23 protein-coding genes are annotated in these 22,144 nt (G+C 59.5%); 4 read left to right on the plus strand and 19 right to left on the minus strand.

The features are described from left to right. The first annotated feature begins 170 nt into the window (after positions 1 to 170). On the plus strand, positions 171 to 1,259 hold the full coding sequence (locus FHU41_RS05060) for an AI-2E family transporter (RefSeq protein WP_246279533.1): 1,089 nt from the start codon (positions 171 to 173) through the stop codon (positions 1,257 to 1,259). 3 nt (positions 1,260 to 1,262) lie between these two features. Here the strand turns inward: FHU41_RS05060 and FHU41_RS05065 are convergent, their stop codons facing one another. Both FHU41_RS05065 and FHU41_RS05070 read right to left on the minus strand, forming a co-directional pair. Next, entirely contained in the window at positions 1,263 to 2,048 is a 786-nt protein-coding gene (locus FHU41_RS05065; protein ID WP_179388510.1) for an alpha/beta hydrolase, read from the minus strand. A gap of 159 nt (positions 2,049 to 2,207) precedes the next feature. After that, a complete protein-coding gene (locus FHU41_RS05070; protein WP_179388511.1) occupies positions 2,208 to 2,543 on the minus strand; it encodes an ATP/GTP-binding protein in 336 nt (111 codons plus the stop codon). A 32-nt stretch (positions 2,544 to 2,575) separates the two neighbouring features. Here FHU41_RS05070 and nucS point away from each other — a divergent pair, with 32 nt between their 5' ends. The 3 genes from nucS (at position 2,576) to FHU41_RS05085 (ending at position 4,994) form a co-directional block, all read left to right on the plus strand. Further along, positions 2,576 to 3,262, plus strand: a complete 687-nt coding sequence (nucS, locus tag FHU41_RS05075; RefSeq protein WP_179388512.1) for an endonuclease NucS — start codon at positions 2,576 to 2,578, stop codon at positions 3,260 to 3,262. Positions 3,263 to 3,266: 4 nt separating this feature from the next. After that, positions 3,267 to 4,487, plus strand: coding sequence for an N-acetylglucosamine-6-phosphate deacetylase (locus tag FHU41_RS05080; protein ID WP_179388513.1), 1,221 nt, complete (start codon positions 3,267 to 3,269; stop codon positions 4,485 to 4,487). Between the two features lie 303 nt (positions 4,488 to 4,790). Beyond that, the gene (locus FHU41_RS05085; protein WP_045074651.1) at positions 4,791 to 4,994 is read left to right on the plus strand and encodes a cold-shock protein; all 204 of its coding nucleotides are present in this window, start codon (positions 4,791 to 4,793) and stop codon (positions 4,992 to 4,994) included. 348 nt (positions 4,995 to 5,342) lie between these two features. On the opposite strand, the gene FHU41_RS05090 is transcribed toward FHU41_RS05085, so the two are convergent. From FHU41_RS05090 to rho, 17 genes are all read right to left on the minus strand, one after another. Further along, positions 5,343 to 5,774, minus strand: a complete 432-nt coding sequence (locus FHU41_RS05090; RefSeq protein WP_179388514.1) for a DUF2550 domain-containing protein — start codon at positions 5,772 to 5,774, stop codon at positions 5,343 to 5,345. A 26-nt stretch (positions 5,775 to 5,800) separates the two neighbouring features. After that, positions 5,801 to 6,103, minus strand: coding sequence for a F0F1 ATP synthase subunit epsilon (locus FHU41_RS05095; RefSeq protein ID WP_179388515.1), 303 nt, complete (start codon positions 6,101 to 6,103; stop codon positions 5,801 to 5,803). Between the two features lies 1 nt (position 6,104). Continuing rightward, the gene (gene atpD, locus FHU41_RS05100; protein ID WP_179388516.1) at positions 6,105 to 7,571 is read right to left on the minus strand and encodes a F0F1 ATP synthase subunit beta; all 1,467 of its coding nucleotides are present in this window, start codon (positions 7,569 to 7,571) and stop codon (positions 6,105 to 6,107) included. 59 nt (positions 7,572 to 7,630) lie between these two features. Then, the gene (locus FHU41_RS05105; protein WP_179388517.1) at positions 7,631 to 8,524 is read right to left on the minus strand and encodes a F0F1 ATP synthase subunit gamma; all 894 of its coding nucleotides are present in this window, start codon (positions 8,522 to 8,524) and stop codon (positions 7,631 to 7,633) included. A gap of 87 nt (positions 8,525 to 8,611) precedes the next feature. After that, on the minus strand, positions 8,612 to 10,249 hold the full coding sequence (gene atpA, locus FHU41_RS05110) for a F0F1 ATP synthase subunit alpha (protein ID WP_179388518.1): 1,638 nt from the start codon (positions 10,247 to 10,249) through the stop codon (positions 8,612 to 8,614). A 72-nt stretch (positions 10,250 to 10,321) separates the two neighbouring features. Continuing rightward, complete coding sequence (locus FHU41_RS05115; protein WP_179388519.1) at positions 10,322 to 11,134, minus strand: F0F1 ATP synthase subunit delta; 813 nt, start codon at positions 11,132 to 11,134, stop codon at positions 10,322 to 10,324. After that, a complete protein-coding gene (locus FHU41_RS05120; protein WP_179388520.1) occupies positions 11,134 to 11,697 on the minus strand; it encodes a F0F1 ATP synthase subunit B in 564 nt (187 codons plus the stop codon). The genes FHU41_RS05115 and FHU41_RS05120 overlap by 1 nt, the downstream gene beginning before the upstream one ends. Before the next feature lie 54 nt (positions 11,698 to 11,751). Further along, positions 11,752 to 11,958: an ATP synthase subunit c family protein gene (locus tag FHU41_RS05125; RefSeq protein ID WP_179388521.1), complete on the minus strand. Its 207-nt coding sequence runs from the start codon at positions 11,956 to 11,958 to the stop codon at positions 11,752 to 11,754. A gap of 81 nt (positions 11,959 to 12,039) precedes the next feature. Continuing rightward, complete coding sequence (gene atpB / locus FHU41_RS05130) at positions 12,040 to 12,840, minus strand: F0F1 ATP synthase subunit A (RefSeq protein ID WP_179388522.1); 801 nt, start codon at positions 12,838 to 12,840, stop codon at positions 12,040 to 12,042. 103 nt (positions 12,841 to 12,943) lie between these two features. After that, complete coding sequence (locus tag FHU41_RS05135; RefSeq protein WP_179388523.1) at positions 12,944 to 13,243, minus strand: AtpZ/AtpI family protein; 300 nt, start codon at positions 13,241 to 13,243, stop codon at positions 12,944 to 12,946. Then, a complete protein-coding gene (locus tag FHU41_RS05140) occupies positions 13,236 to 13,721 on the minus strand; it encodes a Cg1360 family ATP-synthase-associated protein (protein ID WP_179388524.1) in 486 nt (161 codons plus the stop codon). The genes FHU41_RS05135 and FHU41_RS05140 overlap by 8 nt, the downstream gene beginning before the upstream one ends. 120 nt (positions 13,722 to 13,841) lie before the next feature. Further along, positions 13,842 to 15,002, minus strand: coding sequence for an MraY family glycosyltransferase (locus FHU41_RS05145; protein WP_179388525.1), 1,161 nt, complete (start codon positions 15,000 to 15,002; stop codon positions 13,842 to 13,844). 123 nt (positions 15,003 to 15,125) lie between these two features. Next, positions 15,126 to 16,943 (minus strand): glycosyltransferase, encoded by a 1,818-nt coding sequence (locus FHU41_RS05150; protein ID WP_179388526.1) that lies wholly within the window; start codon positions 16,941 to 16,943, stop codon positions 15,126 to 15,128. Beyond that, positions 16,940 to 17,719 (minus strand): L-threonylcarbamoyladenylate synthase, encoded by a 780-nt coding sequence (locus FHU41_RS05155; RefSeq protein WP_179388527.1) that lies wholly within the window; start codon positions 17,717 to 17,719, stop codon positions 16,940 to 16,942. Before FHU41_RS05155 ends, FHU41_RS05150 begins: the two co-directional genes overlap by 4 nt. Before the next feature lie 4 nt (positions 17,720 to 17,723). Next, positions 17,724 to 18,644: a peptide chain release factor N(5)-glutamine methyltransferase gene (gene prmC / locus FHU41_RS05160; RefSeq protein WP_246279433.1), complete on the minus strand. Its 921-nt coding sequence runs from the start codon at positions 18,642 to 18,644 to the stop codon at positions 17,724 to 17,726. Continuing rightward, entirely contained in the window at positions 18,628 to 19,701 is a 1,074-nt protein-coding gene (prfA, locus tag FHU41_RS05165; protein WP_179388528.1) for a peptide chain release factor 1, read from the minus strand. The genes prmC and prfA overlap by 17 nt, the downstream gene beginning before the upstream one ends. A 140-nt stretch (positions 19,702 to 19,841) precedes the next feature. Then, positions 19,842 to 21,896, minus strand: coding sequence for a transcription termination factor Rho (gene rho / locus FHU41_RS05170; RefSeq protein ID WP_179388529.1), 2,055 nt, complete (start codon positions 21,894 to 21,896; stop codon positions 19,842 to 19,844). Positions 21,897 to 22,144 lie beyond the last annotated feature (248 nt).

Below are 22,144 nucleotides of genomic sequence, written 5' to 3' on the forward strand. Positions count from 1 at the left end.
ACAGACTCGAACTACGCTGAAAGCGGGCGGCCGTGAGCACCGAAGAACACCCCGAGAGCTCCGAAGAGAGTCCGGGCGTCGAGGAACCCAAAGAGCGGCAAAGTAGCAACCCGCTGGGCAAGTTAATACATAAGCTAGCCAAGCCCATCGCAGCGGAAGCCAAGTCCGCTCTGAACGTCCCGGAGCCCGAGGAACTCGCGAGTTCCGGTGCAGCCCAGTACAGCGTTGTCCAGCGCCCCATCTACTTCGGATTTATGCTCACGCTCGGCGTTGGCATTGCCTTGGGTCTCTACTTCATGGCGACCAGCCTGACCCAGTTGCTGACCTGGATGTTGACCGCGTTGTTCATCTCGCTAGGCTTGGATCCGGTGGTGCGCTTCCTGCAGGCACGCAAGATTCCAAGACCCGCTGGCATTGTGATTACTCTCACGGTGCTGGTGGCCGCGGTTGGTGGTTTTTTCGCCACCCTGATCCCGACCATCGTCACCCAGACCACTCAGTTGATCGACAGCGCGCCGGGCTGGATTCAGGACTTCCTGAACTCGGATTTCTTCAAGCAGGTGGATAGTCAGTTCAATATCCGTGACCGCCTCAATGAGGAAGTACAGAAGTTCTTCTCAAATTCCTCGGCTGTCGGTGGAGTTTTTGGTGGTGTGGTCAATGTTGGCACCACGGTGGCCAATGGCTTGTTTGGCACCCTGATCGTGGTGGTGCTCAGCCTCTACTTCCTGGCCTCACTGCCTGCCATGAAACGCTGGGGTTATAAGCTGGCACCGCGCTCTCGCCGGCCCCGGGTCGAGGGCCTCACCGAGGAAATCACTCGCTCGGTGGGCAATTACGTGATCGGCCAAGCCGCAGTAGCGGTGCTAAATGCGATCTTCGCCTTTATTGTGATGTCGATTCTGGGCGTGCCGTTCAGCATTCTGCTGGCTTTCTTGGTGGCCCTACTTGCCTTTATTCCGCTGGTTGGTGGCGTGATCGCCTTGGTACTGGTGTCCTTGGTGGCGCTGACCGCCAGCTGGCAGACCGCAGTCATCTACCTGATCCTCTACGTGATCTACCTGCAGTTTGAAGCCTATTTCGTCTCTCCACGCATTATGCAGCGAGCGGTTTCGGTACCGGGCGCCGTGGTAGTGATCGCGGTAATCGCCGGTGGCAGCCTGCTCGGGGTGTTGGGAGCTTTGATCGCAATCCCCACCGCAGCCGCGATTATGCTGCTGATTCGGGAGATCTTTATTGTCCGACAGGACCGGCGCTGAGCCTCAGGCGCTAGCCATCGGGCCCAGCCACTGGCTAGGCAAGGTGATAGGAGCGCCAAGCAGCGTGCTGCTGATCTCGTCCAGTGCTTGCCGGACGTACTTCTCCCCCACCCAGAGATGCTTTCCGCCCTCGATTCCCTTCACCTCGGCCTGCGGAACCCGGGCGAACCGCTGCCGGGCTTCCTCGGGACGCAGGTAATCGTCAAACTCGGGGACTAGGGCAATCAACGGCTTAGCGCTTTCCGCCCAGCGATCTAGATCTTGATCTTCGGCGCGCTTGAGCGGCGGAGAGAGCAGAATCGCGCCCTCCACCTGCGCCGCCGCTGGGGGTAGGGCACCGTATTTCAGCGCCAGTTCGGTACCGAAGGACCAGCCCAGCAACCAACGGTTGGGCAGGCCTCGATCTACCGCGAATTGGCTGGCCGCGAGCACATCCGCGCGCTCTCCAATGCCCTCTTCGAAGTTCCCCTGGCTGGTGCCCCGGGGCGAGCTGGTGCCCCGGGTGTTGAAGCGCAGTACCGCGATTCCTGTCAGCGCGGGCAAGCGGAAGGATGCTTTGCGGTAAAGGTGGGAATCCATGAAGCCACCGTGGGTGGGAAGCGGGTGCAGGGTGACCAAGGTTGCCTTGATCTCTCCGCTCTCCGGGAGCGCAAGCTCCCCCACCAGGGTCAGTCCGTCCTCGGTGCGTAATTCGATGTTCTCCCGATGCGCGGGAAGTACCGAGGAGGCTCGAATTTCTTCAGCCTCACCGCTATTGACGAAGTGATAGCTGGCAGGATCAAAATTCACCTAGTCATCCTATCCCCGCGCATGGTTCCGCGTGCCCGTTTCCGCGCGAGTTCGCGTGTGCCTCTCGTATTCGCGGGTAAAAACAAGCGAACTCGCGATCGACAAGCGAACTCGGTCGGAGGTTGGGGGTCGGAGGTTGGGGGTTCGAGGAGGGACGGCTCAACGCGAGCGACGGAAACTACGTCCCCGCCAGCAGGCGGTATGCCAGTGCCGCCGACCCTCAATGGCATCAGCCTCGCCGAAGATCCAATCTTCACGCCAGATCACCAGATGCGCGGTCCCCGGTGCGACGGTGGCTCCGCAGCCGGGGCAGGTGTACTCCTTGCGCGCTTGAGCTGGACTGACCGAGCGGACCATCCACTCGCCATCGCCCGCGCTTTCCACCCGTGCCATGCCACCCAGAATCCGATCCGGATCAAGCGGCTCAACCTCCTGCGGACGAGACTTGCCTCCTGCGGGTGGGCGCGGCCGACGCGGTCGGTTGGAACGAGGCATACATCCATTCTGCCGCAGGGTAGAGTTTTGCTGTGCGTTTGGTGATTGCTCGTTGCTCAGTTGACTATGAAGGCCGGCTCAAGGCCCACCTCCCCGAGGCGACTCGTTTGCTGATGGTGAAGGCGGACGGTTCGGTACTGATCCATTCCGACGGTGGTTCTTATAAACCGCTGAACTGGATGAGCCCACCGGCTACCCTGCATGTCCAACAGGACTCCTTGGAGGACGGCGTGGTGGAGCAGTGGACCGTGCAGGCAGTGAAAAGCGATGACCGCCTGGTGATCAGCATTTTGGAAAAAATCCATGAATCGGCACACGAACTCGGGACTGATCCGGGACTGATCAAGGACGGCGTGGAGGCGGATCTGCAGCGCCTACTCGCCGCGCAGATCGAGACCCTAGGCACCGGCTTCTCCTTGATCCGGCGCGAATACTTCACCGCGATTGGTCCGGTAGACATTCTGGCCAGGGATGCCAAGGGCGCCACCGTGGCCATCGAGCTCAAACGCCGCGGCGATATTGACGGCGTCGAACAACTCACTCGCTACCTCGAACTGCTCAACCGAGATCCACTGCTGGCGCCGGTCCGCGGTATTTTCGCCGCCCAGCAGATCAAGCCGCAGGCCAGGGTGCTGGCTACCGACCGAGGCATCGACTGCATCACCCTAGATTATGACGCCATGCGAGGCGTGGACGACAGCGCATCGCGTTTATTCTGAGTACATGATCACTCCCAGCGCCGCCGCCCAGCAAAAGCTCATCTATGGCACCCTGCTAAGCGATGGTCAGCGGATCAACGACGGCGTGCTGGCCACCGAGGGCGACCGGATCAGCTATGCGGGCCCAGCCGCCGGCTTCGTTCCCCCCACGGGAGCCGTGGAGACCAGGCTCGACGCAGGTTCGCTGATCCTGCCCGGCCTGATTGACATCCACAATCATGGTGCCGTAGGCGGAGATTTCCCTGGCGGGGAGGAAGCTGGCGCTCGTAAAGCCATCGACTTCCTGCACAGCAGCGGCACCACCACCCTGCTCGCCTCGATGGTGACCGCTTCGGAGGAGGACCTACTTCGCGGCATCGAGCTCTACGTGCGACTGAGCAAAGAGGGCCTACTGGCGGGCATCCACCTGGAGGGCCCCTTCCTCTCCGAGGCTCGCTGCGGCGCTCAAGATCCGGCCTTCCTGCGTGCCCCCGATCTGGAATTGGCTCGGCGACTGATCGAAGCAGGCGAAGGAAAGATCGTCACCATGACCTATGCTCCGGAGCTGGAAGGCGCCGCCGCGCTGATTGATCTACTCACCAGCCACGGCGTGACCCCCTCGCTGGGACACACCGATTCGGATGCGCCAACCGCAGCGGGTTCCTTGGCACAGGCTCGCGAGGGTCTAGCAGCCGCTGGCTTCGACGGTAATACCGGTCGGCCCACCGTAACTCATCTCTTCAACGGCATGCCCCCCATGCACCATCGTGCCCCCGGCCCGGTCGCAGCCTGTTTACGTGCCGCGAAAGCCGGGCAAGCCGCCGTCGAGCTGGTCGCCGACAACACTCACCTGGACCCGCAGACGGTACTCACCGTCTTCGAGCTGGTGGGAGCCAAGAACATCCTGCTGGTCACCGATTCAATGGCTGCTACCGGCCTGAGCGACGGCGGCTACCGGCTGGGTCCGGCTCAGGTCAGCGTGAGTCAAGGCGTCGCCACCCTGGACAGCACTGGTTCGATCGCCGGCGGCACCGCAACCCTGCTTCAGGTAGTTTTGCGCACAGCCGCCGCCGGAGTTCCTCTGGAAGATGCGGTTCTCAGTGCGACGGCGGTACCAGCCACCGTGTTGGGGCTTTCCGATGAAGTGGGTGGGCTGCGCCGCGGGCTGCGAGCCGATGGCGTGATTATTGATGCCGCAGGTGAACTCAAATCGGTACTACGCGGCGGCAACTGGCTCAGGAATTAATTTTTCCCTCCAACAGAGCCTGCGGGGCTAAATTCTGTTGCATAAAGCAAATAATTAAGCGAAAAAGCAAAGTTTAGATTAACTTTCGGCTTCATTCGACGCGCCGACATTGACCTGAGCTGATGCACATGGAATGCTTAGAGCAGTCTTTGTGTACGTGTTTTTCATGCTCGCAAGACAAGTTGCGAGCGTGAAGCGCCCGGGCAGACGATAATCGTCGATCAGGATTCTTCTCGCGCAGTAACTGGGGAGTTGCACATTTGGGTGCAATTTCACAACGTTTCACCACGAGGAGAACAGTAAATGGCTCAGGGAACCGTCAAATGGTTCAACGCTGAAAAGGGCTTCGGCTTCATCACCCCTGATGATTCGGACAGTGACGTTTTCGTTCACTACTCCGAGATTCAGACCAAGGGTTTCCGGACCCTGGATGAGAATCAGCGCGTAGAATTCGAAATCGGACAAGGCGCAAAGGGCCCTCAGGCCACTGGCGTTATCGTCCTCTAATCGAGCTTCGCTTCGAGAGAATGGCTCCTGGCTTCGGCCGGGGGCCATTTTTGTGCCCGGAGTTTGATTGGCCCCGAGGCTCTTGGCTTATGAGTTCCCTCAGCTATGGGACAAACCGTGGGTAGGTTCCGTCGCTGTAGGATCCCGTCGCGGCGTCTTCCAAGGTAAACAGGTTCCCGTTGCGGCGTCTTTACTCGCGATAGCTCAATAGCTTCGCGATAGCCTACCGACGCGACAATGGACTATCCCGAAGTCGGTGGGCTATCCCCAACCGTTGTGCACTAGTTGAGCGCCACAGCTGAGCAGCGCTAACACGCGGCCCAACGCCGTCGTCCGGTTACTGTTGGCTCAGCGCCAGGTTCCCACGCCCACTACGGGGCCAGCCTCAAGCCAGGAACTTAGCCCGGCATAGGCATCAAATTTCATCGCCATCTTGAATTCCTGCTCCTGGCAGCGCAACATGACAATCACGGACTCGGGTTGCACGAGAGGCCGCTCCAGTTCGCTGGGCGCCCGGCGTCCCAGTACCTCCAGGCCGCTGCGGCGGAAGGTATAGCGCGGCCGCGGGCTGAGAGAAAGCAGCCGAAACCATTCCAAGTCCTTGTCCTGGTAACGACAAACCCCCATCCGCCAGCGGTTGTCCGCTAGGCAGATGGAGGCGTCTACTGTGCCCAAGGCTCGGCGCAATTGAAAGCGCCTAATCCCAAAAAGACACAAGGAAAGTATGACTAGAAGGAAGAGCAAGCCAATAATGAAGAACGGACCCCCCAAATCGTTCATCCAAGCAGCTCGTTCATCGTCAGTGGTTATCGAATCCCTGCGGAGGAGGCCTCAGCGGAGGAGCCACCAGTCGTGAGTTTGGCATTATCGGCAACGATGACCACGCGGTTGCTGTCTACCGAGAAGAAACCACCGTCAACGGTCACGTGAAGGCGTTCACCATCGACCGGGACAATCTCCAGTTCGCCGGCAGCCAAGATCGCCAAAACCGGGGCGTGCCCCGGCAAGATGCCGATTTCGCCGTCGGAGGTCTTCGCTTTGACCAGGCTCGCCGCGCCGGACCACACGAAGTGGTCCGCCGCGACGATTTCAACTTCGAGTTCGGCCATCTTAGTTGGACCCCGTGGAATCCTGAATCTTCGCCCACTGACGCTCTACATCGTCCAAGCCGCCAATGTTGAAGAACGCCTGCTCAGCAATGTGATCAACATCGCCGTTGCAGATCGCATTGAAGCCCTCGATGGTGTCCTTGATGGAGACCGTGGAGCCCTCGACGCCGGTGAACTGCTTGGCCGTGTAGGTGTTCTGGGAAAGGAACTGCTGGATGCGACGCGCCCTGGAGACGACGATCTTGTCCTCTTCGGAGAGTTCGTCAACGCCAAGGATGGCGATGATGTCCTGAAGTTCCTTGTTCTTCTGCAGGATCTGCTTCACCCGGGTGGCCGTAGTGTAGTGCTCCTTGCCCACGTACTGCGGGTCGAGGATACGGGAGGTGGAGGTCAGCGGATCGATAGCCGGGTAGAGACCACGGGAAGCGATTTCACGAGAAAGTTCAGTGGTCGCGTCCAAGTGAGCGAAGGTCGCCGCCGGAGCCGGGTCGGTGTAGTCATCAGCCGGTACGTAAACCGCCTGCATCGAGGTGATGGAGTGACCACGGGTCGAGGTGATGCGCTCCTGAAGCAAGCCCATCTCATCGGCCAGGTTGGGCTGGTAGCCCACTGCAGAAGGCATCCGACCCAGCAGGGTGGAAACCTCAGAACCGGCCTGAGTGAAGCGGAAGATGTTATCGATGAAGAGCAGCACGTCCTGGTTCTGTACATCGCGGAAATACTCCGCCATGGTCAGCGCGGACAGCGCCACACGCAAACGCGTTCCCGGCGGCTCATCCATCTGGCCGAAGACAAGTGCGGTGTCCTTGAGCACATTGGCTTCTTCCATTTCGACCCAGAGGTCGTTACCTTCACGGGTGCGCTCCCCCACGCCAGCGAACACCGAGGTGCCACCGAAGTTACGAGCCACACGAGTGATCATTTCCTGGATCAGCACGGTCTTACCGACACCGGCACCACCAAAGAGTCCGATCTTGCCACCCTTGATGTACGGGGTGAGCAGGTCGATCGACTTAATGCCGGTCTCCAGCATCTCGGTGGAACCTTCGAGCTGGTCGAAGCTCGGGGGCTTGCGGTGAATCGGCCAACGCTCCGTGATCTCCAGCTCGGACTCTTTGACATCGAGCGGCTGACCCAGCACGTTGAAGATATGGCCCTTGACCACGTCTCCCACCGGAACCGAGATAGGAGCCCCGGTATCGGTGACCGTGGCGCCACGCACCAAGCCGTCAGTGGCCTGAAGCGAAATAGCGCGGACCAGATTGTCGCCCAGGTGCTGGGAGACCTCGAAGGTCACGGTGTGCGTTGCGCCGTTCAAGGTGATTTCGGCGGTCAGGGCATGGTAAATACCGGGGATGGCGTCAGCCGGGAACTCGACGTCGACAACCGGCCCGATAACGCGGGCAATGCGGCCCGTAGCGCCAGCGTTGTCAGAACTAGTTCCCTGTTCGGTTGCTGTGGCAGTCATCTCTCTCACTTCACTTGGTGTAGATGGCGTGGTGCTCATTTTTTACTTCTTCTACCGGCTTAGGATGCGCTCAGCGAATCGGCGCCGGCCACAATTTCGGATAGCTCTTGGGTGATTTCAGCCTGGCGAGCCGTATTAGCAAGCCGGGTGAACTTCTTAACCAGATCGCGAGCGTTGTCGCTAGCGGACTTCATTGCCCGCTGGCGGGCAGCGAGTTCACTGGCCGCAGCTTGCAACATGGCGTTGAAGATTCGTGCCTCAATGTAGCGGGGCAAGAGTGCATCCAGGACCTTTTCCGGTTCTGGCTCGTACTCGTACAGCGGCAGCAGCTCGGAGGATTCGGTGACCTGTTCTTCAGCTACTTCCAAGGGCAACAGGCGGATCACGGTAGGAACCTGGGTCACCATGGAGACGAACCGAGTGTAAACAACGTGAATCTCGTCCACGCCATCGTCTTCAAAGTCCTTAGCGAATTCAGCCAACAGAACCTTGCTGATCTCCTTAGCCGTAGCAAATTCCGGAGCGTCCGTGGCGTCAAGCCACGACTTGGTGAATCGACGATTACGGAACTGGAAATAGGCTTGAGCCTTGTTACCGACCAAATAGGTCTTGACTTCCTTGCCCTCGGCCTGCAGAAGCCCGTTGAGCTGCTCCACTTGCTTGAGCACGCTCGCGGAATACGAACCGGCCAGACCTCGGTTGGAAGTCAGTACAAGCACTGCCGCGCGCCGGATCTGCTCCGGCTCGGTGGTCAGCGGATGATCGATTTCCGATTGAGAAGCTACCGCCGAGACGGCGCGGGTGATCGCATTGGCGTAAGGCAGCGAAGCCACAACTCGCGCGCGCGCCTTGCCGATGCGCGAGGTGGCGATCAGTTCCATCGCCTTGAAGAGCTTTCCCATCGACTGAGTCGATTTGATCCTCTGGCGGTAGACCCGAAGCTGGGCTCCCATTCTTATCCTTTCCTAACAGCCTAAGGTTTTTGCGAGGAACCCGGCTCCGCGAAGAGATCCGCAGAGCCGGGGCTCGGAAACCGCTTGCTAGCGCTTCTGCTTGACGATTTTCTCTTGGTCGACGTCCGCTTCGGAAAGCGAATCGAACTCTTCATGCCCGGCACCAACCAAGTGATTGTCGCCGTCGCCGAAGAAGCCCTTCTTGAAGTCCGCAATAGAAGTCTTCAAGGCTTCGACCGTGTCGTTCTCGAGCTTTTTGGTTTCCGCCAAGGTGGTCAAGACTCCCGAGGTGTGGCGCAGGTGCTCCAGGAACTCGGTTTCGAAGCGATTGATGTCCTCAACGGGAACGTCGTCTAAATGACCGTTGGTGCCGGCCCAGATCGAAACGACCTGCTCCTCCACCGGGAACGGGGTGTACTGGGGCTGCTTGAGCAGTTCCATCAACCGGGCACCACGGGTCAACTGCTGACGGGAAGCCGCATCCAGATCGGAGGCAAACATCGCGAAAGCCTGCATATCCCGGTACTGAGCTAGATCGAGCTTCAAGGTACCGGAAACCGTCTTCATCGACTTCACCTGAGCGGCACCGCCAACGCGGGACACCGAGATGCCGACGTCCACCGCGGGACGCTGGTTGGCGTTGAACAGATCGGATTGCAAGAAGATCTGTCCGTCGGTGATCGAGATGACGTTGGTCGGAATAAAGGCACCGACGTCGTTAGCCTTGGTCTCGATGATCGGCAGACCGGTCATCGAACCCGCACCGAGCTCATCGGAGAGCTTGGCACAACGCTCCAGCAAGCGAGAGTGTAAGTAGAACACGTCACCGGGGTAGGCTTCACGTCCCGGCGGGCGGCGCAGCAGCAAGGACACCGCACGGTAGGCTTCAGCCTGCTTGGAGAGATCATCAAAGATGATCAAAACGTGCTTGCCGGCGTACATCCAGTGCTGGCCGATTGCCGAGCCCGCATACGGAGCCAGGTACTTGAAGCCTGCCGGATCGGAAGCCGGAGAAGCCACAATGGTGGTGTACTCCAGGGCGCCGTTATCCTCAAGGGTCTGGCGAACCTCCGCAATGGTGGAGGCTTTCTGGCCGATAGCGACGTAGATGCAGCGAACCTGCTTCTCAACGTCTCCGGAAGCCCAGTTTGCGCGCTGGTTGAGGATGGTGTCGACGGCGATCGCGGTCTTACCGGTCTTACGGTCACCGATGATCAACTGACGCTGGCCCCGACCGATCGGGATCATGGCGTCAATAGCCTTCAACCCGGTCTGTAGCGGCTCGTGCACCGACTTACGCTCAGTCACGCCGGGAGCCTGAAGTTCCAGTGCCCGTGTGGTCTCGGCTTCGATTTCGCCAAGTCCGTCAATCGGCATACCCAGCGGATCAACAACACGACCCAGGAAGGCATCGCCCACCGGAACCGAGAGGATCTCACCGGTGCGGTGAACTTCCTGGCCTTCTTCAATGCCGGTGAAGTCACCGAGGATGATGACGCCGATTTCACGCACGTCGAGGTTCTGGGCCAGGCCCAGGGTGCCGTCTTCGAAGCGCAACAGTTCGTTCGCCATGACCGAGGGAAGTCCCTCGACCCGGGCGATGCCGTCGCTGGCGGTGGTAACCCGGCCAACTTCGACACGTTCTGCGTTGCCAGGCTCGTAGGACGCCGCGAACTCGTTCAACGCATTACGCACGTCGTCGGCGTTGATGGTCAATTCGGCCATCTGCAGTCCCTGCTCTCCTCAATCATGGCTGCCGCTTGCTGCGACAACCTCTATGTACTGTGGTACTTCTGCTTAGCCAGCAAGTTGCCGGCGAAGCTCTCCTAGACGAGCGATTACCGTAGCGTCAACCACTTCATCGCCCACTTTGACCCGAACCCCGCCAATGAGCGTCGGATCGACGCTGATATTGACCTTGAGTTCACGGCCGTAAAGCTTATTCAAACCAGCGTGCAAACGACCGGCTTGGTCCTCGCTGAGCGGGCGGCTCACCGTGACCGTTGCGATCCAGCGCTGCTGACGTTGCGCCGCCAGAGTCGCAAAACGCTCAACCAGCTTGGAAGCCTGCACACCGCGAGGACTCCGCACTGCCTGGCTGATCAAAAGCTGTGCCGGTTCCCCGGCTTCGGGCACCAACGCTAGGGCAAGTTTCGCCTTAGCTTCGGGGCTCGCCTGCGGTTCGCCCAGAGCACGCTGCACCTGATGGCTGGACTCAACGACCTGGTTGAAGGAGAACAAATCGTTCTCCAACTTTTCAAGGCCAGCGCCCCCAGCCGTGTTTTCGGCCACCGCAATGGCTACAGTTGCTGCAACTGTTTCCAGTGCATCACCGAAGTCTCGCGAAGCTGACCAGCGCTCGGCAGCCAGTGAGTCGGCAACTTGCTCCGCTTCCGCAGAGACTTTGCCACCCACTAGCGAAGCCAGCAGCGCTGATTTAGCCGCTGATTCACGAGCTGGATCAGTCAGCGCTCGACGCAAGCCAGCCGAGCTATCGAGGGTGCCGAGCACGGAGAACAATTCCCCAGCTAAGGACAGCGAAGCGCTGGCAAGCCGTGGCTCCAGCTCTTCTAGAACCTTGGCTTGGGCTGCACTCGATACTCCGGCCATTATTTAGCTGCGCCTTCGGTATTGCTCACTGCGCTGTGATCCTCAAGATCCGCCAGGAAGCGATCCACCACACGAGCCGAACGGGCGTCATCTTCAAGCGACTCCCCCACAATCCGACCAGCCAAAGTAGTAGCCAGGCTACCCACCTCGGTACGCAGCGAAACCACGGCAGCCTGCCGTTCTGCGGCGATGGCAGTGTGAGCTTGCTCGGTGATCCGGGCGGACTCCGAAGCAGCCTTAGCTTTCAGGTCGGCAAGGATCTGCGCGCCTTCTTCGCGGGCTTCCTCACGGATGCGGTTCGCTTCGGTGCGGGCATCGGTGAGCTGTTGCTTGTACTCTTCGAGTGCTGCAGTAGCCTCAGCCTGTGCCTGCTCAGCCTTGGCAATGCCGCCTTCGATGGCCTCGGTGCGCTCAGCGAAAGTCTTCTCGAACATCGGGACGACGAACTTGACCACGATGAAGAGCAAGATCACGAAACCGAGAAGTACCAAAGCCATATCCCAGATGTTTGGAATAATCGGGTTGGTTTCTTCAGCGGCAGCGACGATATTGAGGTTACTCACCGGCTACCTCTCCTTATCTGCATGGACATAAGTCCAACGGCTTTGACCTTGGACTTATTTGATGATGAACGCGAAAACCAAACCGAGGATCGCGAGCGCTTCGGTGAAGGCCAGCCCCAGGAAGGCGATGGGCTGCAGCACACGCTGTGCTTCCGGCTGACGAGCAACGCCGCTGACGTAGGCAGCGAATACCAGACCCACGCCGATACCACCACCGATAGCGGAGAGGCCGTAACCGATCATGTTGAGAGAGCCAGTCATGATTTTCCTTTCAAGATACCGCCACGGTGACGGTAGGTTGTTGGAGATATCCCAGTCGGGAATCCTTCTTTGGTAAGAACGCTAGTGCGCATCCGCGTGGATGGCACCTTCAATATAGGTTGCGGTCAAAAGTGTAAAAACGTAAGCCTGCAGGAACATGATTAACAGTTCCAGGAAGTACATGCCTAAGAATCCCGCAATCACCAAGATTGAGGTTCCTTTGAGCAATACGTTCTCTTGCTCAAGCAGGAACTCGGTGCCATAACCGGCCATCAGCACGATCATGTGCCCGGCGAGCATGGTGGCGAAAAGACGCAATGAGTGCGTCATGGGTCGGACCAGATAGTTCGAGATGATCTCGATCGGCACCACCATGACCAGCAAATACCCGGGCACTCCCGAGGGGACCACCGAAAGCTTGAAGTAGCGGAAACCGTTCTTCTTGATTCCCAGTATGATCCAGGTTAGATACACCACTCCCGCCAGCACATAGGCGCCGCCGACGTGGGAGAAGGTCGGGATCTCTAGGATCGGGATGGCCCCGAACATATTGTTCACCACGATGAAGAAGAACAAAGTGAACAACATCGGTACGTACTTGATGAAGTCCCGGCCGCCAATAATGTCCTTGGCGATGGAGTTACGGACGAAGCCGTAGGCTAATTCACCAGCAAACTGTAGCCGTCCCGGTACCAGTTTCCCCTTGCGGCCAGCCAGCAAGAAGAAAGCTGCGATCAAAATAACCGAGAGCACGATCAGGACATGGTATTTACCGATGCCATCCCAAGCGAACCAGGCACCAGGCAGGCCAGCATCGTCGATTCCCGGGGGGTTGAAGTCGCCATTAGACGAGCCTTCGGCGGGGAGCACAAGCGCGATCAACGCGTTTCCTCTCTGCAGTGTCCTTCATTGGGCATGATTCTGAGTGTCGTAGACCAACATTCAGTTATGAATTTTTCAAAACGTGCTAGATAAGATTGTCCCGTCACGACCGATCATCCTCGCGAGCCACATCTTCTTTGACTTGCTGGCTACGAAATCTCGGAGCAAAGGAAAGGTACAGCCCTCCGGCAAGCCCTGACAGGGCACCGACAAGCACTATCCAATGAGTTTTGAACAAAGTGTCCAAACCCCACCCTATCAAACTCCAGACCACGATTCCGCCAATAATGTAGCTGAACACAGTCATTCCGGCGTTGTAGGTATTAGTCCCTGCGGGGGCGTCAGTACCGCCTGCTGCCGCGGAGATCAAAGTAGCTTCCGGGGTCCGTGATTTCTTAGCCATTTTGCGGTTTCACCTCCGGCTCGACTGGGTCGTTAAAAACCTGCTGCCGAGTCCGAGCGAAAACCACAATCTCCACGGTTTGCCACACCAATACCGAGGCAAGAGCAGCGACAAAGAACCACAGCCCATCCAGCCAGCTGGGTGATCCGATAATAAGCAATAGCGCCGCGAAGCCAACAAATTTGATCACATAAGCCACCGCAAACGCGCTCAGGGCGGCGGTCGGGTTCTTACGGCCCACAAAATGGCCTATAAGCAAAGAAATGGCGAAGAAAAGCACCACCAGGCCGCCGCCGAAGAGGGCGCTGAAAACACCGGAGAACCCGGCGGAAAAAACCGAGATGATAGCGATCAGCACGATGGCCGGAACGGTGAAAAAAAGGCAACGAAGCAGAATGCGGAGCCAAGGAGATTCCGTGGCACCGGACGCCTCAACCAGCGCAGGCTGCGGAGCAGCTGCGGGGTGGGAGTCGTCCATGGGAACCCAATCTAGTTCAGGCTTTGGTCTGGAAGCCAGCGAAACAGGAAGACGATACTGCGATCGGAGCAGCAACGCACTATGAATTCTACACGAGATAGAACAGTGCTTGTGTCAGGGCTATGAACCAGCCGTAGACTCGCCCTGCACCGGGTTCCGCTCGGTCCCCAATTCATGGTTCCTACTCAGTTGTTTAGCCCGCAGCACCGTGATCAGCACCATCAGGGACACCACGATGAGATCAACTATGATCACCAGCTGCCAGCGGAAGAAGGCGAAGGCAATCCCACCGAAGGCCATCACGAAAGTCCAGGCATACATCAACAGCACGGCCCCACGATGCGAGTAACCCAAATCCAGCAGTCGGTGATGTAGGTGCCCTCGATCTGCGGCAAAGGGTGAGCGCCCGGCCATCGTACGGCGGACCACCGCGAGCGAGAGGTCGAGCAGGGGGACCAGCAGAATCGCTACCGGCAACACGATGGGAACGATGGCCGAGACTCCACCAATTCGGTCATAGAAGCCATTCCCGACGACCTTCTGCCCTAGCGCGGCGATACTGCCAGAAGCCACAATCAGACCAATCAGCATGGAGCCGGAATCACCCATGAAGATCTTGGCCGGGTGCCAATTATGCACGAGGAATCCCACACAAATGCCAACCAGTAGCGCCATCAGCAAGGTAGAGAGGTCCGACCAGTCGGTGACTCCCGAGCTACGGCGGACCCAGTAGGAACCAAGAAAGAAGGCCAGTCCGCTGATCGCAGCCACGCCCACGGCCAAACCGTCCAGGCCATCGATGAAGTTGAAAGCATTCATCACCAGCACGATGAAGAACACGGTAAGTATGAACTGTAAGGGCTTCGAGTCAATGGGCAGCGGCCCGCCCGGCCAGGGAAAGACGAGCATACGCACCCCCCAAGTCGCCACTACCAACGCCCCAGCGATCTGGCCCAATAGTTTGATCCACCAGCGCAGATCGATAACATCGTCCACAATGCCCACGGCCACCACAATAGCGGCACCGATCAAAATGCCCCAGGGGCCAAAGGTGTCCTTGAAAATGCCCTTCACAAAGTAAGTATTGGAGGCTACAACCAGCACGACGGCGAACCCGACAAAGAGTCCCACCCCACCCAGGCGGGCCACCCGGTCGGAATGCACGTCACGTTCTCGGATGGGGGTATAAACCTGAAACTTTCGAGCCAGTCCGCGCGCACCCCAGGTCGCCGCATAAGAAAGCACGGCGGCCAGCGCCATCATGAGGAGGTAGATCGTCATGCTTTGGCGACCTCGCGGTAGGAAACAGGGGCATCGGTGCTCCGCCCCAGGTGCACAGCACAGGACCGCACGACTGGAGTCATGCAGCTAATTCTGCCATCGATCGCGGCTGGCACGGCCTCCTCAGCGCTCCGGTGAGTCGGAGTTCGGTGTGGGCTCAGCCGGGGACTGGGTAAAGGCACCTCGATAGCCCGCCTTGCGAACCGCCGTCGGAATCAAGCGATAGCCGCCACGAATCAGCACATTACGCAACCATCCGAACGGGCTGATATACCTGGCTGCGAGCATCCGATTCTGTAGGCCAAACTCCGAGGAAAGCATTTTTAGCCCGCCACGGCGGTGATAGGCGCCCGCGGAGACTCGGTAGCGCAGCAGTGGCTCGGCTAAGTTCACCGGCCTGGCGCCCTGATGCAAGAGCCTCAGCCAGAGCCAGTAATCTTCCACGCCCGGGGTTTCCCCGTATCCCCCGGCGCGTAGCACGGCGCTCTTCCGATACACCACCGAAGGGTGGTGGAAGGGGCTGCGGAATCCGGAGCTGTCCAAGATCTCCCGCTCATCCAAGGGCACCGGGCGATAGGCAAGCACCCGGGACTCATCCTCACCGATCTCCTCGATAGCTGAACCGACAATGTCGTAGCCAGCCTCTAAATAGGGCAGTTGCCGTTCGAATCGTTCGGCTAAGGAAATATCGTCGGCGTCCATCCTGGCCACCAGTTCATTGCTGCAGGCGGCTAAGCCTGCATCCAGAGCTTGAGCCAGCCCCGTTGCCTGCTCCAGGCGCAGTACCTTGGCGCCCGGAAGGGAGCTTTCTACTTCCCGCAGCAAAGTTTCGATCTCCGGAGAGACCGGGCCATCGCGAACAATCACGACCTCGGCAGGCGGCCGGCTCTGCTGCACCGTGACCGAGTCCAGGGCACGCCGGAACTTTGCTACGTCGTCGCCCGCATAGACCGGTAACAAAACCGAAAACTCCGCCGGAGCCACCGCAGAAGCCGTTGCCTCGAGTTTCCACGCCGGCAGTCGATGAACACCTTCGAGCGCCTGATCGTTTGCTCGCGGTCGTTTTAGCAAACCCTCCCGAGCACCCCGCAAGCCCGCGCGTAACACCACCGAGCGAGAGGAACTGCGACTCACCATGGAAAGCCAGCGCCGCAAAGTAGCGCCGCCATAGAGCAGCTTCTCACCCGCAGTCAGCGCGGAGGATCTGGTGAACATCCAGAGCTTATTGCGCACCTCGAAGTAGAACCGCTCCCCCACATCGACGGTGTTGGAATCAAAAACCTTGGTGTGGTGGCTCACCGTGGACTTCTCGCTGGCCAGGGCCAGGCCGTCCTTGGCTAGCCGGGCGGTGAATTCGAAATCATCGTTCCAGAGGAAATAGTCAACCACCGGCAAACCATCGCGTCGGACTGCCTCAGCCGAGACAAAAAGGGAAACAAAGGAAGCCGAACGGACCACCCGGGCGGACAGCTTGGCCGCCTTGGCGCGCTCTGCGCCAGCTGCTCCGAAGCGAGTTCGCGGAGAATTCATCGGATGGTCCCGGCCGTCCGTCCATAACACCCGGCTGGCCACGAAGACCGGGGGCTGAGCGGATGGATACCGCTCCCACAGCGCCACCGCCTCGCTTAGGGTATTCCGATGTGGCTCGGTATCGTCATCCATAATCCAGAGCAGGTCCGGTCGGTGCCCGGCTAGGGCGTGTGCCATGCCCACCGTGAAACCACCGGCTCCACCGGTATTGCGATTCAGCTCGACGAGCTCATAGTCGAAGGGCAAGTCCAGACTGCGCAAATACGCCACGGAACCGTCGCTAGATCCGTTATCCACCACGACTAGGGCTGCGGGAAGCTGATCTGCGGCGACAATAGCGGCAATCGCATTGCGGAGCAGTTCTTCTCGATTGAAACTGACCAGAACCGCAACGACGCGGGTCATCTTCATTCGGCGTCCTGAGCCTGCGCGGTGTCCTGCGCCTCGGCCGAACTCCCGGCGGTGTGCTCAGCGGAGCTCTCGCTCGGAACCTCCGCTGGCATCTCCTGAGCCGTTACTTCTTCCCCAATATCGAGTACCCCGGGCACCACGGCGCGCAGTTGTTCTAGCGTGATCGCTCCTGCCCGGACCACTCGAAGCCGTTCCCCGGTGGCATCGACAATGGTGGAAGGCAGAATCTCTTCCGCGCCGGCGCGGGGTCGCTCACCCTCACCCAGGTAGACCTCAACCACCTCACCCAGCTGCTCCCTGGCTTCGGCGGCATTACGGGCGGTCGGCTGACCGGTCCGATTCGCCGAGGACACCGCAAGAGGGCCGGTCAGAGTCAGCAGGTCCAGGGCCAGGGCATCGTCTGGCATCCGCAGGGCCACGGTTCCCAGTGCATCACCCAGATCCCATTCCAAGGAGGGCTGAGCGTGAAAGATCATAGTCAGCCCGCCGGGCCAGAAGGCTTCCGCAAGTTTGCGGGCATCATCGCTGACTTCGGTGGCCAATCCGTCCAGGGTCTGGATTCGCTGAATCAGCACGGGCGGCGGCATTGAACGCCCACGGCCCTTGGCGGCAAGCAAGGTAGCCACCGCGACCGGAGAGAAAGCATCCGCAGCAATGCCATAGACGGTATCCGTCGGCATCACGATGGTCTGCTTCTGCTCGATCGCTTTTTTGGCATGCGCCAAGCCTTCAGCGCGCTGGGACTCTATTGTGCAGTCGTAGACGATGGTACTCACTCGGTTATTCTGTCATCTCCCCGGCTCTTTCATCTCCTCCGCCGGATTCACCGAGCACGCCGCTGGTGGCTCGATCCTTGTCCGCAAGATCGAGATGGCCCTGTACCTGGTGGAAGCCCGCCCGGCTGAATAGCCGCTGGATGGCCTCTGCCTGCACCTCGGCGTGCTCCATCACGAAGTAACCGCCGGGCTTTAGCAAGCGAGCCGCGCTGGCGAGGGCCGCCGTCGGCAATTCCAGGCCATCAGCGCCGCCGCCGTAAAGCGCAATTTGCGGATCGTGCTCGGCCACCTCGGGTTCCCGGGGGACGGCTGCGGCCGGAATATAGGGTGGGTTACTGACCACCACGTCAGCCAGGCCATCCAGTTCCGGGAAGGCCGTGCGCAGGTCGCCCAGCCGGAGTTCCACCCCGTGGGGAGCAAGATTACGGGCTGCCCAGGCGTGCGCCAGTTCGGAGAGTTCGACGGCGTATACCGAAGCTTGCGGGATTTCCGTGGCGAGTGCGGCGGCCAGCGCGCCGGAGCCGGTGCCCAAATCGACCAATACCGGCCGATTGACCGAGGCAGCGGTTACCCAATCAATCGCTAGTTGCGCCACGGTCTCGGTCTCCGGCCGTGGTACGAAGACTCCGGGGCCGACGGCGAGTTCCAGATGGCGGAAATAAGCCTTGCCGGTGAGGTGCTGAAGCGGTATCCGCTGGGCACGTTCGGCAACTAAATCCGCCAATCCCTCTGGCGCCGGAACACCCCGAAGCGCGGCCGCCCGCAATTCACCTAGGTTCAGACTAAGCAGGTGGGCGGCGAGCAACTCCGCGTCCACCCGGGGTGAAGGTACTCCGGCGGCGGTAAGTGCGGCAGTCGCAACACGTAACGCCTCGGCTAGTTCAAGCTGATCCATTTCTAACGCTGACTCAGTCGCCCAACGCATCCAGTCGAGACTGCTCGTCCATTTCGATGGCAGAGTGAATGACCGGTTCCAGATCGCCGTTCATCACGGCGTCCAGGTTGTAAGCCTTGTAGCCAGTGCGGTGATCAGCGATCCGATTTTCCGGGAAATTGTAGGTCCGGATTCGCTCTGAACGGTCCATGGTGCGAATCTGAGATTTGCGCTGTGCCGAGTTGGCGGCGTCGATTTCGGCTTGCTGATGAGCCAAAATACGTGCCCGCAGCACCCGCATACCGGCTTCCCGGTTTTGCAGTTGCGACTTCTCATTCTGCATGGCCACCACAATGCCGGTGGGTAAGTGAGTGATCCGCACCGCCGAGTCGGTGGTGTTCACGGATTGTCCGCCGGGACCAGAGGATCGATAGACATCAATCTTCAAATCGTTCTGGTTGATCTCAACTTCTTCGGGCTCGTCCACTTCGGGCAGCACCAGTACGCCTGCCGCCGAGGTGTGAATGCGGCCCTGTGATTCGGTCACCGGAACGCGCTGTACCCGATGCACTCCGCCTTCAAATTTGAGCGAGGCATAAACACCCTCGGCCGGATCATTGGAACGGCCCTTGACCGCGATCGAGATGTCTTTATAACCGCCCAGATCTGATTCGGTTGAGGAGATGACTTCGGTTTTCCAGCCCTTGGATTCCGCGTAGCGGGTGTACATCCGCACCAGGTCCGCGGCAAACAGCGCAGACTCGTCGCCGCCCTCCCCCGCCTTAACCTCAAGGATCACATCACGAGCATCATCCGGATCGCGCGGGATCAGCAAACGGCGTAGTTTCTCCTGAGCGGTGGCAAGTTGTACTTCCAGCTCCGGAACCTCAGCGGCAAACTCCGGATCCTCGGACGCCATTTCACGGGCAGCCTCCAGATCATCGGAAAGCTGCTGGACTCGGCTATTGCCTTCGACGATGCTGCTCAGCTCGGCATAGCGACGGCCTAATTTGCGTGCAAGAGCCTGATCGGTATGCACCGCCGGGTCGCTCAGCTTAAGCTGCAGCTCGGCGTGCTCCTCCAGAAGCCCATGAATGGACTCGAACATCTATCAACCTTCCAACCGTCCGACTAACCGAACAAAAACCAGCTGTCCCACTGGGTGTTACTGGTGTTGCTGGTGTGAAGAAAATTCCTTCACACCAGCAACATTAGTCACATTGAGTGGGACAGCTGGGTAAAAATGGGCTATTTATCGTCGTCGGATTTAGCGCCTAGGGTGGTTTTCTGAATCTGCATCAGGAACTCCACATTGCTCTGCGTATCGCGAAGCTTGGAGGTGAGCAGCTCAAGTGCTTGCTGCTGATCCAGACCGGAGAGCACCCGACGCAAACGCCACATGATCTTGATCTCGTCCTTCGACAGCAGGTTCTCCTCGCGACGAGTGCTCGAAGCATTCACATCCACAGCCGGGAAGATCCGCTTATCCGCCAAGGAACGGGAGAGGCGCAACTCAGAGTTACCGGTACCCTTGAACTCCTCGAAGATCACCTCGTCGGCCTTGGAACCGGTCTCCACCAGAGCGCTGGCAATAATGGTCAGCGAGCCACCATTTTCGATATTGCGAGCGGCACCAAAGAAACGCTTCGGCGGGTAGAGCGCAGCCGCATCCACACCACCGGAGAGGATACGTCCAGAGGACGGCGCCGAGTTGTTGTAAGCCCGGCCCAGACGAGTCATCGAGTCGAGCAATACGACGACGTCCATCCCCATTTCCACCAAGCGCTTGGCGCGCTCAATGGATAGCTCGGCAACCTGGGTGTGATCGTCCGCGGGACGATCGAAGGTGGAGGCAATAACCTCGCCACGCACCGTGCGCTGCATATCGGTGACTTCCTCGGGACGTTCGTCCACGAGCACCATCATCAAATGCACTTCGGGGTTATTGGTCGTAATCGCCTCGGCGATCGACTGCAAGATGAGCGTCTTACCGGCCTTCGGCGGCGAGACGATCAGACCACGCTGGCCCTTACCAATCGGCGCAATCAGGTCGATAACGCGGGGGCCGATCTTTTTCGGATCGGTCTCCAGGCGCAAACGCTCGGTGGGGTACAACGGCACCAACTTGGAGAACTCAACACGATCCTTGAGCTCTTCCGGGTTCTTGCCGTTAACACTGGTCACCCGGACCAGGGCGTTGAATTTCTGCCGCTGGCTCTGATTGCTGCGATCTTCGCCCTCGCGGGGTGCCCGAATGGCGCCAACCACGGCGTCGCCCTTGCGCATATTGTGCTTCTTGACCTGGGCCAAGGACACGTACACGTCGTTCGGTCCGGGCAGGTATCCGGAGGTGCGCACAAAGGCGTAGTTCTCCAGCACATCCAGGATGCCTGCTACCGGCAGCAAGACATCGTCTTCGGTGACCTCTACGTCGTCGACCTCTGGGCCTTGATTGCGGCCACGGCGGCGATCATTGCGGTCACGGAACCGGTCATTACGGTCATTGCGGTTGCCGCGGTCATTACGATCGCTGCGCTCATTGGTGTTCTCGCGGCCGTTGCGCTGACGACGACGGTCATTGCGGTTGCCGCGATCCTCACCATCGGTGCGCTCGGCGCGGTTCTGGTTATCCCGGCCCTGGCGGTTATTGTCGCGACCCTGGTTATCCCGGTTTTGGTTTTCGCGGCCCTGGTTATCCTGCGTGGGCTCTTTTTCGCCCTGCTGCTCGGTGGCCGGCTGAGCGGCTTCGGCGGCGTTATTGCGACCGTTACCCTCGGACCGACGGCCACGTCCGCGCTGCCTGCGCTGCCCGCTTTCGGCGTTTTCGGAGCTAGCTCCGTTGGCTTCGGCGCTGGCCTCGGTAACCTCGGTGCTCGCCTCGGCAGCCGGAGCGGCCGCTTCGGTGCTGACCACGCCGTCGCTGGCTGCCCGGCGGCTACGTCCACGCCCTCGTCCGGTCTTAGCCGGAGCCGCGCCTTCGCTCGGTGCTGCCTCAGGAGCTACCGCAGGGGTTTCCTCGCTAGCAACGGCACGCAAGCTGGTTTTGGCCGATCGGCTGGTGCTGGCCTTGCTATCACGGTCCGCAACCGACGATCCACGTTGATGGGCGGTAATCGCCGTCACCAGATCGCCCTTGCGCATCCTGGAGCCGCCGGTAATCCCGAGCTGGCCTGCAAGCGCCTGCAATTGTGCCAATTTCAAAGCGGCAAGTCCATTGCTTTTCGCCGGAGCCGCGGCACCGCCTGCGGCATTATTAATCTCGGCATTTTCCACGCCTGTTGCCAGGCTGGTGGTTTCTGTCACGAAGGATCCTTCCCCCTCGGTACCGGTCCCACGGTGTCCATGGGACCGCTTTGATTGATGTCAGTCGCAGGTTCCCGAGCTAGTCAGCATGAAGCTGGCGAGCCGATTCCGGCGCTCTGATTTTCAGCAGAGCCGCACTGGGCTGCTCATAAGCTGATCGGTGAAACAACTTCCGTGGACACTTCGACGTTCCGGGAAGTCTGCATCTGTGAATATTGCCGATGAATGTATCTCCTGGCAATGGGACA

The organism is Psychromicrobium silvestre (assembly GCF_013408295.1).
GTDB lineage: Bacteria > Actinomycetota > Actinomycetes > Actinomycetales > Micrococcaceae > Renibacterium > Renibacterium silvestre.

Excerpts from the sequence above, each read along its gene's own strand:
- FHU41_RS05070 (WP_179388511.1), bottom strand. The coding sequence starts at position 2,543 with ATGCCTCGTTCCAACCGACCGCGTCGGCCGCGCCCACCCGCAGGAGGC.
- FHU41_RS05080 (WP_179388513.1), top strand. The coding sequence starts at position 3,267 with ATGATCACTCCCAGCGCCGCCGCCCAGCAAAAGCTCATCTATGGCACC.
- FHU41_RS05085 (WP_045074651.1), top strand. The coding sequence starts at position 4,791 with ATGGCTCAGGGAACCGTCAAATGGTTCAACGCTGAAAAGGGCTTCGGC.
- FHU41_RS05090 (WP_179388514.1), bottom strand. The coding sequence starts at position 5,774 with ATGAACGATTTGGGGGGTCCGTTCTTCATTATTGGCTTGCTCTTCCTT.
- FHU41_RS05095 (WP_179388515.1), bottom strand. The coding sequence starts at position 6,103 with ATGGCCGAACTCGAAGTTGAAATCGTCGCGGCGGACCACTTCGTGTGG.
- atpD (WP_179388516.1), bottom strand. The coding sequence starts at position 7,571 with ATGACTGCCACAGCAACCGAACAGGGAACTAGTTCTGACAACGCTGGC.
- FHU41_RS05105 (WP_179388517.1), bottom strand. The coding sequence starts at position 8,524 with ATGGGAGCCCAGCTTCGGGTCTACCGCCAGAGGATCAAATCGACTCAG.
- atpA (WP_179388518.1), bottom strand. The coding sequence starts at position 10,249 with ATGGCCGAATTGACCATCAACGCCGACGACGTGCGTAATGCGTTGAAC.
- FHU41_RS05115 (WP_179388519.1), bottom strand. The coding sequence starts at position 11,134 with ATGGCCGGAGTATCGAGTGCAGCCCAAGCCAAGGTTCTAGAAGAGCTG.
- FHU41_RS05125 (WP_179388521.1), bottom strand. The coding sequence starts at position 11,958 with ATGACTGGCTCTCTCAACATGATCGGTTACGGCCTCTCCGCTATCGGT.
- FHU41_RS05135 (WP_179388523.1), bottom strand. The coding sequence starts at position 13,243 with ATGGCTAAGAAATCACGGACCCCGGAAGCTACTTTGATCTCCGCGGCA.
- FHU41_RS05140 (WP_179388524.1), bottom strand. The coding sequence starts at position 13,721 with ATGGACGACTCCCACCCCGCAGCTGCTCCGCAGCCTGCGCTGGTTGAG.
- FHU41_RS05145 (WP_179388525.1), bottom strand. The coding sequence starts at position 15,002 with ATGACGATCTACCTCCTCATGATGGCGCTGGCCGCCGTGCTTTCTTAT.
- FHU41_RS05150 (WP_179388526.1), bottom strand. The coding sequence starts at position 16,943 with ATGAAGATGACCCGCGTCGTTGCGGTTCTGGTCAGTTTCAATCGAGAA.
- prmC (WP_246279433.1), bottom strand. The coding sequence starts at position 18,644 with ATGCGTTGGGCGACTGAGTCAGCGTTAGAAATGGATCAGCTTGAACTA.
- prfA (WP_179388528.1), bottom strand. The coding sequence starts at position 19,701 with ATGTTCGAGTCCATTCATGGGCTTCTGGAGGAGCACGCCGAGCTGCAG.